Origin of the sequence: Nocardia iowensis (genome assembly GCF_019222765.1) — a bacterium.
GTDB lineage: Bacteria > Actinomycetota > Actinomycetes > Mycobacteriales > Mycobacteriaceae > Nocardia > Nocardia iowensis.
This window is the reverse complement of the sequence record NZ_CP078145.1, coordinates 6,665,656-6,680,455: the sequence shown is the minus strand read 5'-3', so window position 1 is coordinate 6,680,455 and position 14,800 is coordinate 6,665,656. Positions and strand designations below refer to the sequence as shown.

The 14,800-nt window shown below is 63.9% G+C and carries 15 protein-coding genes; 9 read left to right on the top strand and 6 right to left on the bottom strand.

Annotated features, from left to right (window positions below):
* Positions 1 to 167: 167 nt before the first annotated feature.
* Positions 168 to 869, bottom strand: coding sequence for a PH domain-containing protein (locus KV110_RS30850; RefSeq protein WP_246634091.1), 702 nt, complete (start codon positions 867 to 869; stop codon positions 168 to 170).
* Between the two features lie 338 nt (positions 870 to 1,207).
* Between KV110_RS30850 and KV110_RS30845 the strand changes: the two genes are divergently transcribed.
* The 3 genes from KV110_RS30845 (at position 1,208) to ilvC (ending at position 4,786) form a co-directional block, all read left to right on the top strand.
* On the top strand, positions 1,208 to 3,139 hold the full coding sequence (locus KV110_RS30845) for an acetolactate synthase large subunit (protein WP_218470690.1): 1,932 nt from the start codon (positions 1,208 to 1,210) through the stop codon (positions 3,137 to 3,139).
* Positions 3,136 to 3,639, top strand: a complete 504-nt coding sequence (gene ilvN / locus KV110_RS30840) for an acetolactate synthase small subunit (RefSeq protein WP_107658505.1) — start codon at positions 3,136 to 3,138, stop codon at positions 3,637 to 3,639. The genes KV110_RS30845 and ilvN overlap by 4 nt, the downstream gene beginning before the upstream one ends.
* Positions 3,640 to 3,784: 145 nt before the next feature.
* Entirely contained in the window at positions 3,785 to 4,786 is a 1,002-nt protein-coding gene (gene ilvC, locus KV110_RS30835) for a ketol-acid reductoisomerase (protein ID WP_218479118.1), read from the top strand.
* 98 nt (positions 4,787 to 4,884) lie between these two features.
* On the opposite strand, the gene KV110_RS30830 is transcribed toward ilvC, so the two are convergent.
* Complete coding sequence (locus KV110_RS30830; protein ID WP_218470689.1) at positions 4,885 to 5,184, bottom strand: hypothetical protein; 300 nt, start codon at positions 5,182 to 5,184, stop codon at positions 4,885 to 4,887.
* A 402-nt stretch (positions 5,185 to 5,586) separates the two neighbouring features.
* Entirely contained in the window at positions 5,587 to 5,760 is a 174-nt protein-coding gene (locus KV110_RS30825) for a hypothetical protein (RefSeq protein WP_218470688.1), read from the bottom strand.
* A 384-nt stretch (positions 5,761 to 6,144) separates the two neighbouring features.
* On the opposite strand from KV110_RS30825, the gene KV110_RS30820 reads away from it, so the two are divergent.
* A complete protein-coding gene (locus KV110_RS30820; protein ID WP_218470687.1) occupies positions 6,145 to 6,597 on the top strand; it encodes an SRPBCC family protein in 453 nt (150 codons plus the stop codon).
* A gap of 18 nt (positions 6,598 to 6,615) precedes the next feature.
* On the opposite strand, the gene KV110_RS30815 is transcribed toward KV110_RS30820, so the two are convergent.
* Positions 6,616 to 7,032, bottom strand: coding sequence for a PPOX class F420-dependent oxidoreductase (locus KV110_RS30815; RefSeq protein WP_218470686.1), 417 nt, complete (start codon positions 7,030 to 7,032; stop codon positions 6,616 to 6,618).
* Between the two features lie 50 nt (positions 7,033 to 7,082).
* Between KV110_RS30815 and KV110_RS30810 the strand changes: the two genes are divergently transcribed.
* Both KV110_RS30810 and KV110_RS30805 read left to right on the top strand, forming a co-directional pair.
* Entirely contained in the window at positions 7,083 to 8,030 is a 948-nt protein-coding gene (locus KV110_RS30810; protein ID WP_218470685.1) for an AAA family ATPase, read from the top strand.
* Positions 8,031 to 8,367: 337 nt separating this feature from the next.
* Positions 8,368 to 9,792 carry a vWA domain-containing protein gene (locus KV110_RS30805; RefSeq protein ID WP_218470684.1) on the top strand — a complete coding sequence of 475 codons (1,425 nt, stop codon included), beginning with the start codon at positions 8,368 to 8,370 and terminating at the stop codon, positions 9,790 to 9,792.
* 153 nt (positions 9,793 to 9,945) lie between these two features.
* Here the strand turns inward: KV110_RS30805 and KV110_RS30800 are convergent, their stop codons facing one another.
* Positions 9,946 to 11,247 carry a DNA cytosine methyltransferase gene (locus tag KV110_RS30800; RefSeq protein ID WP_218470683.1) on the bottom strand — a complete coding sequence of 434 codons (1,302 nt, stop codon included), beginning with the start codon at positions 11,245 to 11,247 and terminating at the stop codon, positions 9,946 to 9,948.
* A 205-nt stretch (positions 11,248 to 11,452) separates the two neighbouring features.
* Here KV110_RS30800 and KV110_RS30795 point away from each other — a divergent pair, with 205 nt between their 5' ends.
* Both KV110_RS30795 and KV110_RS30790 read left to right on the top strand, forming a co-directional pair.
* On the top strand, positions 11,453 to 11,956 hold the full coding sequence (locus KV110_RS30795) for a very short patch repair endonuclease (RefSeq protein WP_281427696.1): 504 nt from the start codon (positions 11,453 to 11,455) through the stop codon (positions 11,954 to 11,956).
* A 35-nt stretch (positions 11,957 to 11,991) separates the two neighbouring features.
* Positions 11,992 to 12,768: an NgoMIV family type II restriction endonuclease gene (locus KV110_RS30790; RefSeq protein ID WP_218470681.1), complete on the top strand. Its 777-nt coding sequence runs from the start codon at positions 11,992 to 11,994 to the stop codon at positions 12,766 to 12,768.
* A 213-nt stretch (positions 12,769 to 12,981) separates the two neighbouring features.
* Here the strand turns inward: KV110_RS30790 and KV110_RS30785 are convergent, their stop codons facing one another.
* A complete protein-coding gene (locus tag KV110_RS30785; RefSeq protein ID WP_218470680.1) occupies positions 12,982 to 13,764 on the bottom strand; it encodes a hypothetical protein in 783 nt (260 codons plus the stop codon).
* Between the two features lie 309 nt (positions 13,765 to 14,073).
* Here KV110_RS30785 and KV110_RS30780 point away from each other — a divergent pair, with 309 nt between their 5' ends.
* On the top strand, positions 14,074 to 14,772 hold the full coding sequence (locus KV110_RS30780) for a hypothetical protein (RefSeq protein ID WP_246634089.1): 699 nt from the start codon (positions 14,074 to 14,076) through the stop codon (positions 14,770 to 14,772).
* Positions 14,773 to 14,800: the final 28 nt, after the last annotated feature.

Genomic DNA, 14,800 nt, shown 5'->3' with positions numbered 1-14,800 from the left:
ACCCGACCGTCGGGCTGCGGTGTGCGAGCCGAGGATCGGTTCCGCCCGCCACGCTGACCGCATAGCCGACAACAGCTTACCGTCGGTAATTGTTCCGGATGGCGACAGTGCCCTGCGCCGTTCAGGAGATGTCGGCACCGCCTCAGTTCGCGTGCGGTGCGTGGCCGCTACTGCGCGCCGTCTTTGCCGCGGGTGTCGTCACCGGCTTCAGCCTTGCCGCCGTCGACATCAGCATTGCCGTCGTCGCCCTCGGATTCGCCGAGTCCAAATCGTCCGCTGTCGACTCCGGCCTCGCCACTCTCGGCTCCGGCCGTGCCGCTGACGACTCCAGCCTTGCTATCAGCACCCTCGCCAACAGCGGAAACTGTGTCGCCATCACCACCGTCCACCACCGCGCCCCCACCATCCGACGCCGGCGGCACCGCATACGGATCTGGAATCCTTCCCCGCGACGCCGCCGCCAGATCACGCACCCGGTCATAACTCACCGCGGGCAACTTCACCTCGGTGCCGTCGACCAAATCGGCGCGCACGTATCCACGCTTCGGGATACGCACCCCCTTCAGCTGGGACCAGTCCAGATGCCGAGACCCGAACATCGTCCGCAAATCCAGTCCCGCTTCGGAGACCGTCGTCTGCGTCCGCCATACCCAGACACCCACCACCACCGGGATGAACAACAACCACCACAGCCCGGCGGGCCAGCCGACGAACATGAAGAACACGCACATCAGCAGGATGAACACGCCGAGGAAGGCCAGGCGTGGGATGCGGATCACACGGGCGGCCGAGGCGCTACCCGTATCCGATCCCGCGGCAGCGGTGTGGGACGATTTACCCGGTGGCACGGACTGATGCGGTGATGACACACCACCATCCTCGCATCCTGGTGAAGGACACAAGCAACCGCACTGTCCCACATAATGGGACGCCACGAGTCAGCTGTTTGACTCATGAGTTCACGCCCGCTTAACGTCGTGCGCGTGAATCGAAACGAGATGCTCGTAATCGGCCGGCGCGTCCAGCGTTGAGCCTGACTACCTGAGTCGAATACGTCAGCTCGCGTTGCGACGCGCCACCCTCGAACAGCCATGCGCTGTCGGGGGCTTTTTTGTGTTCGGACGATGTCCGGCATGGCGAGTCGCAAGACACCGCATGTCAGACACAAATCCGGGGTCAGAACGACAAGCAGTTAGGAACGAAGACGGTGAGTGCACCAACCGCACGGCCCGGGCCATCGGCCCGCAGGCCAGCGCCCTCGGCTAATCAGCCGACCGCGCCCGCTGGCAGTTCGACGACGTCGGCCAACCGCCGCCAGGTCCCGCCCGAGCGGGTCACCGGCGCGCAGTCGGTTGTCCGGTCACTCGAAGAGCTCGGCGTCGACACCGTATTCGGCATTCCCGGTGGCGCGATTCTTCCGGTGTACGACCCGCTGTTCGACTCGACCAAGGTGCGCCATGTGCTGGTCCGCCACGAGCAGGGCGCGGGTCACGCCGCGACCGGCTACGCGCAGGCAACCGGCAAGGTCGGCGTCTGCATGGCGACGTCGGGTCCCGGCGCGACCAACCTGGTCACCCCGATCGCCGACGCGCAGATGGACTCGGTGCCGATCGTCGCCATCACCGGCCAGGTCGGCCGCGGCCTGATCGGCACGGACGCCTTCCAAGAGGCGGATATCTCCGGCATCACCATGCCGATCACCAAGCACAACTTCCTCATCACCGAGGGCATCGACATCCCGCGCATCATCGCCGAGGCCTTCTACCTGGCCGCCAGCGGTCGCCCGGGCGCGGTGCTCGTCGACATCCCGAAGGACGTCCTGCAGATGCAGACGACCTTCAGCTGGCCGCCGGAAATGCGCCTGCCCGGCTACCGTCCGGTGACCAAGCCGCACGGCAAGCAGGTGCGCGAGGCCGCGCGAATGATCTTGGAAGCCAAGTCGCCGGTGCTCTACGTCGGCGGCGGCGTGATCAAGGCCGACGCTTCACCCGAGCTGCTCGAGCTGGCCGAGATGACCGGCATCCCCGTGGTCACCACGCTGATGGCGCGCGGCGCCTTCCCGGACAGCCACCAGCTCAACATGGGCATGCCCGGCATGCACGGCACCGTGGGAGCCGTTGCGGCACTGCAACGGTCGGATCTGCTGATCACCCTCGGCGCCCGTTTCGACGACCGGGTGACCGGCCAGCTCGATTCGTTCGCGCCGGACGCCAAGGTGATCCACGCCGACATCGACCCGGCCGAGATCGGCAAGAACCGGCACGCGGACGTGCCGATCGTCGGCGACTGCCGCGAGGTGATCATCGAACTGATCGAAACCCTCAAGGCCGATCCGGCAGCCAAGTCCCCCCTGCTCGACCTCACCGACTGGTGGAAATACCTCGACGGCGTCCGCAAGAGCTACCCGCTCGGCTGGACCGCGCCGAGTGACGGTTCGCTGTCGCCCGAGTTCGTCATCGACGCGCTCGGCCGCCTGGCCGGACCGGATGCCATCTACTGTGCCGGCGTCGGCCAGCACCAGATGTGGGCCGCCCAGTTCATCAAGTACGAAAAGCCGCGCACCTGGCTGAATTCCGGCGGTCTCGGCACCATGGGCTACGCCGTCCCGGCCGCCATGGGCGCCAAGATGGGCGCGCCGGACAAAGAGGTGTGGGCGGTCGACGGCGACGGCTGCTTCCAGATGACCAACCAGGAGCTGGCCACCTGCGCCGTCGAGGGCGTGCCGATCAAGGTCGCGCTGATCAACAACGGCAACCTGGGCATGGTCCGCCAGTGGCAGACGCTGTTCTACCAGGAGCGTTACTCCAACACCGATCTCGGCACGCACACCCTGCGCATCCCCGACTTCGTGAAGCTCGCGGAAGCCCTTGGCTGCCACGGCATCCGGGTCGAGCGCGAGGAGGACGTGGAGGCCGCGATCCGCGAGGCGCAGGCCATCAACGACCGCCCCGTGGTGATCGACTTCATCGTCGGCAAGGACGCTCAGGTGTGGCCGATGGTCGCCGCAGGCACCAGCAACGACGAGATCATGGCCGCCCACGGCATCCGCCCGCTGTTCGACGACGACGAGCAGGCGGCGGAACCCGCGGTCATCCACGAGGCCATGTCGCACGAGAAGAACAAGGTGAACGAAGGATGAGTACCACTCATACCCTCAGCGTGCTCGTCGAGGACAAACCGGGCGTGCTGGCGCGGGTCGCGGCGCTGTTCTCCCGCCGCGGCTTCAATATCGAGTCGCTCGCCGTCGGTGGCACCGAGATCCCGGAGATCTCCCGGATGACCATCGTCGTCACCGTCGAGGACCTGCCGCTCGAGCAGGTCACCAAGCAGCTCAACAAGCTGGTCAACGTCATCAAGATCGTGGAGCAGGATTCCGACACCTCGGTGGCCCGCGAACTGATCCTGGTGAAGGTCCGCGCCGACGCCAGCGTGCGGACCCAGGTGATCGAGGCGGTTACGCTCTTCCGGGCGAAAGTGATCGACGTCTCCCCGGATGCCCTCACCGTCGAGGCGACCGGAACCCGGTCCAAGCTCGACGCGCTGTTGCGCATGCTGGAACCGTACGGAATTCGGGAGATCGTGCAGTCCGGTGTGGTGGCGGTGGGCCGTGGTCCCAAGTCGATCACCGCGACTCGCTGACAACACTTGAATAGCGTGCTCCCACAACCGATGTGGGCCCGACGCGCACAGTGCGCCAGGTAGCTTCGGCGAAAGCCGGGACCGGGACGCAACTTTCAGACCTATACAGAAGAATCCAGAAGGGAACCAACCAGTGGCAGTCGAGATGTTCTACGACGACGACGCCGACCTGTCGATCATCCAGGGCCGCAAGGTCGCTGTCATCGGCTACGGCAGCCAGGGCCACGCGCACTCGCTGAGCCTGCGCGACTCCGGTGTCGAGGTCCGGGTCGGCCTCGCGGAGGGTTCGAAGTCGCGGCCGAAGGCCGAAGAGGCGGGCCTGACCGTCGGCACCCCGGCCGAGGTTTCGGCATGGGCCGACGTGATCATGGTGCTCGCCCCCGACACCGCGCAGGCGTCGATCTTCACCAACGACATCGAGCCCAACCTGAAGGACGGCGACGCGCTGTTCTTCGGCCACGGCCTCAACATCCACTTCGGCCTGATCAAGGCGCCGGAGTTCATCACCGTCGCGATGGTCGCCCCGAAGGGCCCCGGCCACCTGGTGCGCCGCCAGTTCGTCGACGGCAAGGGCGTGCCCGCCCTGATCGCCGTCGATCAGGACCCGAAGGGTGAGGGTCAGGCGCTGGCGCTGTCCTACGCGAAGGCGATCGGTGGCGCCCGCGCCGGCGTCATCAAGACCACCTTCAAGGAAGAGACCGAGACCGACCTGTTCGGTGAGCAGGCCGTGCTCTGTGGTGGTACCGAAGAGCTGGTCAAGACCGGTTTCGAGGTCATGGTCGAGGCCGGCTACGCGCCCGAGATGGCGTACTTCGAGGTGCTGCACGAGCTCAAGCTCATCGTCGACCTGATGTACGAGGGTGGCATCGCCAGGATGAACTACTCGGTCTCCGACACCGCCGAATTCGGTGGCTACCTGTCGGGTCCGCGGGTCATCGACGCCGACACCAAGAAGCGCATGCAGGACATCCTGAAGGACATCCAGGACGGTTCCTTCGTCAAGCGTCTCGTCGCGAACGTCGAGGGTGGCAACAAGGAGCTCGAGGCGCTGCGCAAGGCCAACGCCGAGCACCCGATCGAGGTCACCGGCGCCAAGCTGCGTGGGCTGATGAGCTGGGTTGATCGGCCGATCACCGAAACTGCCTGAGTTTCAGTAGAACCAACGGCCCGGCACCTCGTGGTGCCGGGCCGTTGTGGTCTTCGGAGCAGCGGCTCGGCATCTGTGTAGTGCCGCGCCGCTGTGTCCTAGCTGCTGCCGAACAGGCCGCGCGGCCGGTTGTCGCGGAAGTGCCAGAACGGGTCGTGATCGTGGTGGCCTCGGTCGGAGAACGGGCCGTTGTTGCAGCTCCAGTTCTTGAACGGGCCGAAGTCGCAGTTGCGATCGTGGTGCGGGTGCCGAACATCGGCGACGCCTGGCACGCCGAGGTTCACGTCGGCCGAGGCGGGAATGGCCAACGCGGTCAACGGAACCGCGACGATCGCACCGGCGACAGCCACTCGGGCCAGCATGCGGCGCGAAGAAGTGGACTTGGTTGTGGAGAACAACGTGGATCCTTTCACTCTGCGGTGAACTGTTCGTTCACCATCCCCCGGCTACGGTCTTCCCACGTCGTGGCGCACAGCGATGGCTGGTGCGCACCCCGCGGGAGGTCGGGATCGATTGTGTGGCCGATGCTTTGCGAGCGCCCCCGGTATACCCAGCACAGCATCGACTGCACGGCTACACTCTCGCGCATTTCGCCGGAAAGGTCACGGGTGTTGGCACGGTAGTGGAATATTTCAATCCTTAGTACTAGGGGTAAACCCTCACTGCCGCAACGGGCCCCGAATATTGGTGGCAAAGGATTTCGGGGGTACGAGTCGGCTCGAACTCGGCGTCGACTGGCACATTACGGTGAGGCGTTCTCGACGTTTGCCACAGCCATGTGCCACTCCTGGGGAATGCGGCTAGGTATCGCCTATGGCTTTGTCGCGTCGTCGTTTTCCAAGCTGTTCCGCGACGACGGGCGCTCCGATTCCGCGCAGGACGACGCTGCCGATGCCCACCACCAAGGTCACGCCGATCACGAGGTAGGCGTCGTCGTCCTTGTGCAATCCGTTGAAGGCGAGTAGCGCGAACACGATCGAAGCCACACCGTGCGGCCGAGCAAGCCGAGCATGAGCCGTTCACGCTGCGTGAAGGGGGAGCCGAGCAACGAGATAGTACTGCGAACCGACGGTTCGTGAACGGGCACCCATGCCCAAATTCCGCTGCTTCGGAGCTAACAGCCAACGTGGGGCTTACTCGAATCATCGCCGGGGGGTCACGATTTCCTTTCGATGTGGGCCGTCGACTAATCGTCCGCTCACATCAAGCGTTCCGTATGTGTGCCGGTTCACACCGGGGAACTGTCACGCTCCGGCCGTGCGGCCTGTCTTGATGGTGTCGGGACCGCTGCGGCATCCGCAATTCCGACAAGCTGCACCGCGCCGAGTCGGCGCAGCCAACTTTAGGAGGGCAATCCCATGGAGACCATGACAGTCGAACGCGTGGTGCACGCGCCGATCGACGACGTATTCGAGTGGCTCACCACGACCACCAACTACACCAAGTCCCGGATGGTGCTGCGCTGTCGGCTCGATCGGCCGGGCTCAGGCGCTGCCTATGGCGTCGGGGCGGTGCGTGTCCATCTGTGGCTGATCGGGTGGTTCCGCGAGCGGATCACCCACTACGACCCGCCGCACGCGACCGAGTACGTCGTCGAGCGCGCATTCCCGCCTGCCCGGCACGAGCTCGGCCGCATGACGTTCACGAAGGTCGGCGACGGCACGCGCGTGGAGTGGACGACGCGCGCTGGAATCCAGATCCCACTTGTCGGAGCGTTCCTGACCCGCAGAGTCGCGCGCCCGATAATCTCCTACACCTTTGGGACCATCCTGGACGCCGCCGAAACCGCACTCGCCAAGTCGCCGTCCTGACCGATCGCGGCTGCCTGTCTACTCGACGTTGCGGGCGCCGCCATCGGGGTCCGCCGGGTCGATGTGCCAGCTCTTCACGCGGCGGGGGTGGATGCGCAGGACGTCATTGGAGAACCATTCCGCGATCGGCGGTTCGTCCACCGTCATGGCCTCCGCCTCGCCACGGATCTCGATGCCGCGTCCCCAGCCCGGTTTGACCGCGCCGGGTTCGTCCGGGGTCATGTCGTCGATCAGCAGGCTGACCCGCGGGTTGGCGAGGACGTTCCGATAGCGCTGTGTCGCAGCGTGATTCGGTCCGCCTATGTCGATCGTGTCGTCTGGGTTCAGCCGGAAGGCCAGCGGGCTGACCTGTGGGGCGCCGTTCGGTGAGACCGTGGCGAGGCGGGCGAGTCGCTGGGTGGCGAGGTATGCGCGTTCGGCGTCGGTGAAGATCATGCTGTGACCGTAGAACCTCGAGTGCTGTTCAGATCAAGCGCGCGCCACGAGTGGCAGATGATCTCGAAGTCGCAGGGTCCGGACGTTCTAGACTGCTACCGATGAGTAAGTTCTTCGGCTCCGTCGACGAGGTGACCCGGCGGCTCACCGATGCCGGGTACCTCCCGTCCATCGACATCGCTACCGCCGTCTTCCTCGCCGACCACCTCGGCAAGCCCCTCCTGATCGAGGGGCCAGCAGGTGTGGGCAAGACCGAACTGGCCAAGGCCGTCGCCACCGCGTCGACCGCCGATCTCGTCCGCCTGCAGTGCTACGAAGGCATCGACGAAGCCCGCGCCCTCTACGAGTGGAACCACGCCAAACAGCTGCTCCGCATCACCGCCACCGACAACGAGGCATGGGACAGCACCCGCGACCACGTCTTCACCGAGGAGTTCCTGCTCGCCCGCCCGCTGCTGGCCGCCATCCGCAACCCGCGCCCCACCGTGCTGCTCATCGACGAACTCGACAAGGCCGACGTGGAGCTCGAAGGTTTGTTGCTCGAGGTGCTCGGCGACTACCAAGTGAGCATCCCCGAACTGGGCACCATCACCGCGGTGCGCAAACCGTTCGTCGTTGTCACCTCTAACGCCAACCGCGACCTTTCCGAAGCGTTGAAGCGGCGGTGCCTCTACCTCCATATCGACTATCCCACAGCCGAATTGGAGCGAGCGATCGTCCGCATGAAGGTTCCTGAACTCGATGAAGCTCTGGGTGAACCGGTAGTGCGCGTCGTTGGTGCGTTGCGTGAACTGTCTCTTCGTAAACCGCCGTCCATCGCCGAAACTGTCGACTGGGCAAGAACTCTTGTAGCGCTCGGCACCCGCAGTCTGACTGGGGGCGTCGTCCGTTCCACCCTTGGTGTGCTGCTGAAATATCAAGCGGACCACCGTATTGCGGCTGATCGGCTGTCGTTACAGGAGCCGGGTGCCGGGACCGGTGACGAGGTGCCGCGATGAATGGGCGTCGTATTGGGTTGCGGCAGTCCAGGTCTGGTCGTAGTGATACTGGAAGTTACTGCCTGCTCGCTGCTGTCCATCGTGCTTCGCCAATGCAGATCGACCCGACTGCTCCGCGTTCAACCCTTGGCGGCCGGGCGGCGACCTATGTCACGGCCGCCCAATTCGCGCCGTTGTACACCGGGGACCGGCCACTGGGCCGAGCGACGGACGCCTTCCGCTTACTCAGCGCCAAGTCCGTACGTCGCGCATCCAGTTGGCGCTTCGCGCATCTGGACGCCGGGCATCGCGCGTCTGAGGAATCGAGCAAGTCCGCAATACGTGGAGCAGAGGCAGCATGACGCCCGCGTCTCGTCGCGACCGGCGGAGTGCGGACCAGCCCGCCGAGGCGATGACCGACCGCCTCGTCGAGTTCGTCGGACTGCTACGCGACCACGGAATCACCGCAGGCCCCAGCGAAACCATCGACGCCGCAGAAGCAATGCTCGCCCTCGGCTTATCCGACCGAAACCGGCTGCGCTCCGGAATGGCCGCCTGTCTGCTGCGCCGAAACGGCCAACGCGCCGTCTTCGATCAACTCTTCGACCTCTACTTCCTGACAACCGAACAGCCAGAGCAGACATCGCCCGCAACACCGGAATCCATTGACTCGCTTCGTGATCGATTGGCGGCGGTGCTCGCCGAGGACCATCCAGACGCAGCGGCAGACCTCGCTCGCCAAGCCCTCACCGAACTCGGCGCCTACGGAGGAGCGGGCACCGGCCAAACCTCCACTCCCGTCACCACCGCCTCCGGGGCGGGCTGGTCCTCCTACCTGACCATGAGAGCCCTACGCCCAGAAGACCTTATGGACCGCATCGTCGCAGGCATGAGCGACGCGACTCAGCTCGACACCGCCGTCCGCACCATCGAAGCCAATCGCCGCCTCACCGAATTCCGCACCGCCGTCCAAACGGAAGCCCGCCTGCGCTCCGCCCAACTCCGCGGCACCGAATACATCGCCCGCCGCGGCGTCGAATCCAGCTCCGATCAGGTCGACTTCCTCGGCGCCCGCGAACAAGACCTCGCCGAAATGCGCCGCCTGGTCCAGCCTTTGGCCCGCAAACTCGCCACCCGCCTAGCCGCCCGCCGCCGCAAATCCGTCCGCGGCCACATCGATATGCGCCGCACCCTCCGCCGCTCCATGTCCACCGGCGGCGTCCCCATCGACCCCGTCCTCCGAGCCCGCAAACACGGCCGCCCCGACCTCGTAGTCCTGGCCGACCTCTCCGGCTCGGTAACCGGCTTCGCCGAATTCACCCTCCACCTGATCCAAGCCCTCCAAGACCAATTCACCAAGGTCCGCAGCTTCGGCTTCATAGACACCTGCGACGAAATAACCGCCTTCTTCACCCCCGGCGAACCCCCCTCCCCAGGCACCGCCGCCCGAATCGTCCGCGACTCCAACGTCGCCCGCTACGGCAGCTCCAACTACGGCGAAGCCCTCCAAGGCTTCACCGACAACTACCTCGACGCCCTAGGCCCCCGAACCTCCCTCCTGATCCTCGGCGACGCCCGCACCAACCGCACCGCCCCCAATCTCCCTGCCCTGCAAGCCATGTGCGCCAAAGCCAAACACGCCTACTGGCTGAACCCAGAACCCTCCCGTTCCTGGTCCACCGGCGACTCCGCCGCCGCCGTCTACGCCGAACACATCACCATGCACGAGTGTCGGAATGTCAAACAGTTGGCCGAGGTAGTCGGTCGACTTCTTCCTGCTTGATGTGCCACCTGGCTTGTCGATGCATCGCGTCTCAGCGTCTGTCTAGAGATGCCTTGGAGTCGCGTACATGTAAAGATGCGCTGCTATATGGAGTGGCGGCGGGCTCGGTCAGCGGGACAACTTTCGTGCCGCCGAATCGTCTGTACCCATAGCTTAAATTGGCAGCTCATATTGGCCCTGACTGGCCCTGTCAGACGCGGCCGTGCTCTTCATCCGGTGCTTGGGTCGCGCCGGGGTGGAAGATTTGCGATTACGGTCGCGTGTCGCTGCATCAAGCTGCTGACTACCACTCTGGTCGCGCTCTTTTGCCGCCTTCAGTACATCAATGATCGACTTACCCACGGCCCTGGCTACGGGCGGTGGAAATGCATTCCCCACTTGGCGGTACTGGGCCGTCTTTCCGCCTGAGAAGTCCCATTCGAGCGGGAAGCCTTGAATAATGGCAGCCTGTCGTACCGTGAGCATCGGACCATCAGGGCCGAACAGATCTCGGTCTTCGGTCTGCTTCTCGGCGCAGGTCTTGATGTCATTGGCGACACCCATACCCGAGATACCCAGTTGCTTCCATGCGGTTTTCGCTCGGCTCGGTCCGAGATCCGCGCCACCGTGCTTCTTCGAACCACCAACGAGGGTGGGTGCGATGCCTCCACCTTTGCCTTTGAGCTCGGCATCGCGAGCGCGTGCCTTCTTGCGCCACTGGTCGAAAGCTGTGCGAGCTCGCTCCGAGTGAACACCTTCAAAGTACGGTTCGAACCGCTCGCGCATAGAGGGTTCGAGGCTTTTCAGAACGCTAACCGGGTCCGCATGTGTTGCCGTGGGCCATTCGTAGTCAAGGCCTCTGAGGATGTCATTGCGAAACGCAACTAAGATGGCGCGAGGTCGAAGCTGCGGTACGCCGAAGTCGGCGGCCTCCAATATGCCCCATGCCCGTACGGTGTAGCCGAGGCGTTTCAACTCCCTCTTGATCCAAGCGCGATAGTCCGAGAATTTTGGATCCATGAGACCGCGGACGTTCTCGATCATTACTGCTCGCGGTTCAAGAATCTCGACTAGTTCCAGCATTCGTGGGAATAGGTCTCGCTCATCGTGTTTGCCGAGCTGTTTTCCTGCATGCGAGAACGGTGGGCATGGCACCCCACCAGCCAGCAGATCTAGCCCGCGCTGCCGTAGCAGCCCGGCGCTCTTCGTCATGACCTCGGCGTCGAACGGATCGAACTCGTTAACGTCAGCTCCGAGGATGTCGCAGTGCTCCCTCTCCCACGCCCACAGCTGGTGGTCCTTGATGTTGAGCTCGAGGGTTTTGACCGCATACGGGTCGATCTCCACCAGCGCTAAGTGGCCGAAGCCTGCCTGATGAAGACCGACGGCTTGGCCGCCCGCGCCGGCGCAGATCTCGATTGACGTGAACTCGGGTTCCCTTGGCGCCTTGCTGCGCTTCGATACATCGCGGGTCATGCCCTGGGCCCGTCGCCGCAAGTCGGGAGGCTCAGCATGTACTCCACCATCACTCCGCATCCGAAGACCTGTTTACTGGCGTAACTCTCTATGACGCGAAGGTCGGTCACGCTGATGCCTTTCGATGCGAGGACCAAGGTCGAGCGGTGGTGTGTGCGGGAGTATCTTTCCGTACGACACCAGCTTGCCTCGAACTGGGACAGATGTGACTGAGGAACGATCGGAAGAAGCTCGGAGGAAGGCCCACGACCGTGGCCTCTATCCTGCCCCCCTCAACGAGGGGCGTTCCCGGAACATGCGAGCTAACCGCCGATCCGACACCAAGCCGGAGATTGCGTTGCGGAGCGCACTGCATCGGCTGGGGTATCGGTATCGCAAAGATCTCAGACTCGACCTCGGATCGGTAAAGGTCCGGCCCGACATCGTCTTCACGGCTCGAAAGGTCGCGGTCTTCGTCGACGGCTGCTTCTGGCATGTTTGCCCAGAGCATGGCCGCAATCCGACGACCAACGAATGGTATTGGGCGCCAAAGCTTCGCCGGAACATCGAACGTGACCGTGCCGCGGATGTTGCTCTCGCAGAGGCTGGTTGGCAGGTGGTCCGCCTGTGGGAGCACGAGACGCTGGAGAGGGCTGTGACCGCAGTCACCAGCGTCTTGGAGGGCGGACCCGAACATGTGAGCGATCATATGGGATCGACGGGAAGTTGATCGACGGACGCTCCGGACACGCTAGATTGCCAGTTGTGGGCGCACCCTTCAGGACAGAGTTGCTGGGCTGGAAGCCGAGCAGGAAGAACAAACTCGGTTGGAAGTGGGTACCGAACTCTGCTGACACCGACAACGCGACGAGCTTGCGGCTCGCAGCGCATGTCCTCGACCAGCTTGGTGAGCCGAACCCGAACTTGACCGAGTCGGAACCTGTTGTGCCGCCGGCGAACCCGGGTGCGTTACTTGAGGTGCAAGTGCTCGGGGACTTGGCCAATCAAATGCCGGTCATGGATCCACGCCGGAAGTGGGAGTTTGCTCGTGGGCAAAGCATCGTCAGGTACGCGCAATACCAGCACTTAGCTGGCATTGACGCGGCGATCGCCAAGGATCCGAATCTCCGGGTAACGCTGGGTACCGACTATCTGATCAAGCCCGACGTACTGGTTGGGCTGGCGGGAACGCCAACCAGCACTGGGCATCTGTGGCTGCACGCTGCGATCGCGTGCAAGTGGACAATTCGCTCGGACCGAGTTCAGAACATTCGCCACGAGAACAGCAACATGATCAGGCACAGACGCGGGCGTTTGCCCCACCTGGTGACTGTGACGGCCGAACCATTGCCCACGCGGCTTGCCTCGATCGCACGAGGAACGGGTGAGGTCGACGCGACGTACCACATCTCCTACGATGAGCTGGCCGATGCTGTTGCCGCATACGGTAGTTCGGAACAGCAGTCAGCGTGGGAAGAAGTTACCAAGCAGGGACGGTTGCTGGACTATCGGAACCTGGCCAAATCATTGGTGGACTGGTAGACCCTGTTGCGCAGCCTTCAATATCGCTCCGGAGCGATGACGCCACAGCGCAGGGTGAGCACCCAGCCGTGTTACGTCGCAGACCGCTCGGTCATTGACCCGCGAAAGTCGCGGCGAAACGCTGTCGACGAGATCATGCTCGGCCAAGGCCGGTTATTCGTGACTAGGAGCGTCGGTCGTCACATCAAGTCAATAGCGTGCTCAGAGAAGCCGTCAGCTGGCTCGGGGAAGCGTGCCGTCTCCCCTCGGGCGGGTGAGCGCACGGTCCAGCAGGGCGTCGGCATCGGCACGCCTGCCTCGCTGTTTAAGTGAGTGAAGGATGTGCAGCACGTCGCGTTCAGGCCGGTTTCCGGCATAGTCGATGATGGCTCGGGTCGCCTCGGGCATGCCCAAGTCACGGCAGGAGATGACGGCATCGGCCGTCTCAGCTGGATCTGCTTCACTGCCGACATGGCGGATGAGACCGTTAGCGCGTTCGAGGTTGCCGACGGAAATGTATGTGGCCAGGTCTTTAGCGGGCCGCCATGCGATCTCCAGGATCGCGATGTTGCGCCGGTCCCCCTCAGACCGGGGGACCGGCGCAACAGTCGCCTCGCTGGCGGGAGCGATTTCAGCCGGCTTGGTCGCGACGTTGTGCCAAAGCCTCTCGAGGTCATCCCAAGAGATGACCTCGTCCGCGGCGCCAGCGCTAGCCAGCGCCAGGTTGTGCAGTTCCTTGAGCTGCACAATCTTGGGTGCGCGCTTGCGGTTGCCGTGGGCCCAGTCCCATAGAACCGACTTGGTCAGATACCCGTACTTGAGTCTCAGCTTGTACTCGTCCGCCCTTGCCTCTTTCCGCAGTTCGTCCAGCTTCTCCCTGATGGCGCTCTCGATTGCCCGGAGCGAGCGGCCAGTCTGACGGATCAGGACACGGACCGCCTCCGCCAGGTCTCGCCATGCAGGGGACAGTTTGTCGAGATCCAGGTCAGCAAACGCTTTTCGTCTCTTTACCAGCATGATTCGCTCCATCAACGTTGTCGGTACGAACCAAGACATTGTCCTTCCTGGAACGTTCCTGGCCAATAGGTTCCACACACTGTCGCTGTCCTGGTTTCGGGATAGCAGAACTCGGGACACGGGCTGAATTGCCCCGTCGTCAGGGCATCAGGTCGTCAGTGCATCAGCTGTCCTGTTTCGGTTTGGGACACAGCTACGCTCCCGATCCAGGGGCCGATGCTGTTCAGTAATTGGGGAAGCGACACCGGCGAGCAGCCACTATCGGCGCTGCACCGAGGTCGGCTCGTCCTATCTGAAAGGTGGGTTCACATGGCTGTGCCGTCGTGGGAAGATCCGAAGCTCGGTGCCATGAAGCGCGTGGCGCTGTGGCTGGTGCAGAATGTCGGCGTCGGCGAGCTGTTCACCAAATCTCAGCTTCGCGAGGCATTCCCCGGGACATCGCAGATCGATCGTCGTATGCGTGACCTGCGTGACTTCGGCTGGCGCATCGACACAAACCGGGAAGATCCTGCCCTGGGCTCACACGAGCACCGGTTCGTCAAACAGGGCGCCCCTGTGTGGGAGCCGGGCATGGCAACGCGGAAGGTCGGCGTCACAGTCACTGCCGCTGAGCGACATGCGCTGATGATGCGTGATGGTCACAAGTGTCGTTCGTGTGGGATCGGCCCTGGTGAGCAGTATGCCGGCACTTATGTAGCCTCGCAGCTCGATGTTGCTCGCCGGTCAGTCCGGATGCCTACCGGTGAGATCAGCGTGCAACTGGTTATCGAGTGCAACCGGTGCCGCGTCGGAGGCCGCGATTTGACTGCGGACCTGGGCGATGTTTTGACACGCATCGACCGCTTGCCTGTCTACGAGCGGAAGATGCTGGCTGGTTGGGTTGAGCAGGACGCCCGCAGCTTCAGCGACGCGGAAGCCCTGTGGGCGGCCTACCGGACGTTGCCGGCGGACTCCAGGGACAAGGTCCGCGCGGCTCTGATGCAGACAGTGCCCGATGTCTCTGCATAAGCCAGTTTCAGTCGGCCGTTGCCACGCG

Bases quoted from the DNA above. Each gene is read 5' to 3' on its own strand.
- ilvN (WP_107658505.1), top strand. From the start codon at position 3,136: ATGAGTACCACTCATACCCTCAGCGTGCTCGTCGAGGACAAACCGGGC.
- ilvC (WP_218479118.1), top strand. From the start codon at position 3,785: ATGTTCTACGACGACGACGCCGACCTGTCGATCATCCAGGGCCGCAAG.
- KV110_RS30820 (WP_218470687.1), top strand. From the start codon at position 6,145: ATGGAGACCATGACAGTCGAACGCGTGGTGCACGCGCCGATCGACGAC.
- KV110_RS30815 (WP_218470686.1), bottom strand. From the start codon at position 7,032: ATGATCTTCACCGACGCCGAACGCGCATACCTCGCCACCCAGCGACTC.
- KV110_RS30805 (WP_218470684.1), top strand. From the start codon at position 8,368: ATGACGCCCGCGTCTCGTCGCGACCGGCGGAGTGCGGACCAGCCCGCC.
- KV110_RS30800 (WP_218470683.1), bottom strand. From the start codon at position 11,247: ATGACCCGCGATGTATCGAAGCGCAGCAAGGCGCCAAGGGAACCCGAG.
- KV110_RS30785 (WP_218470680.1), bottom strand. From the start codon at position 13,764: ATGCTGGTAAAGAGACGAAAAGCGTTTGCTGACCTGGATCTCGACAAA.
- KV110_RS30780 (WP_246634089.1), top strand. From the start codon at position 14,074: ATGGCTGTGCCGTCGTGGGAAGATCCGAAGCTCGGTGCCATGAAGCGC.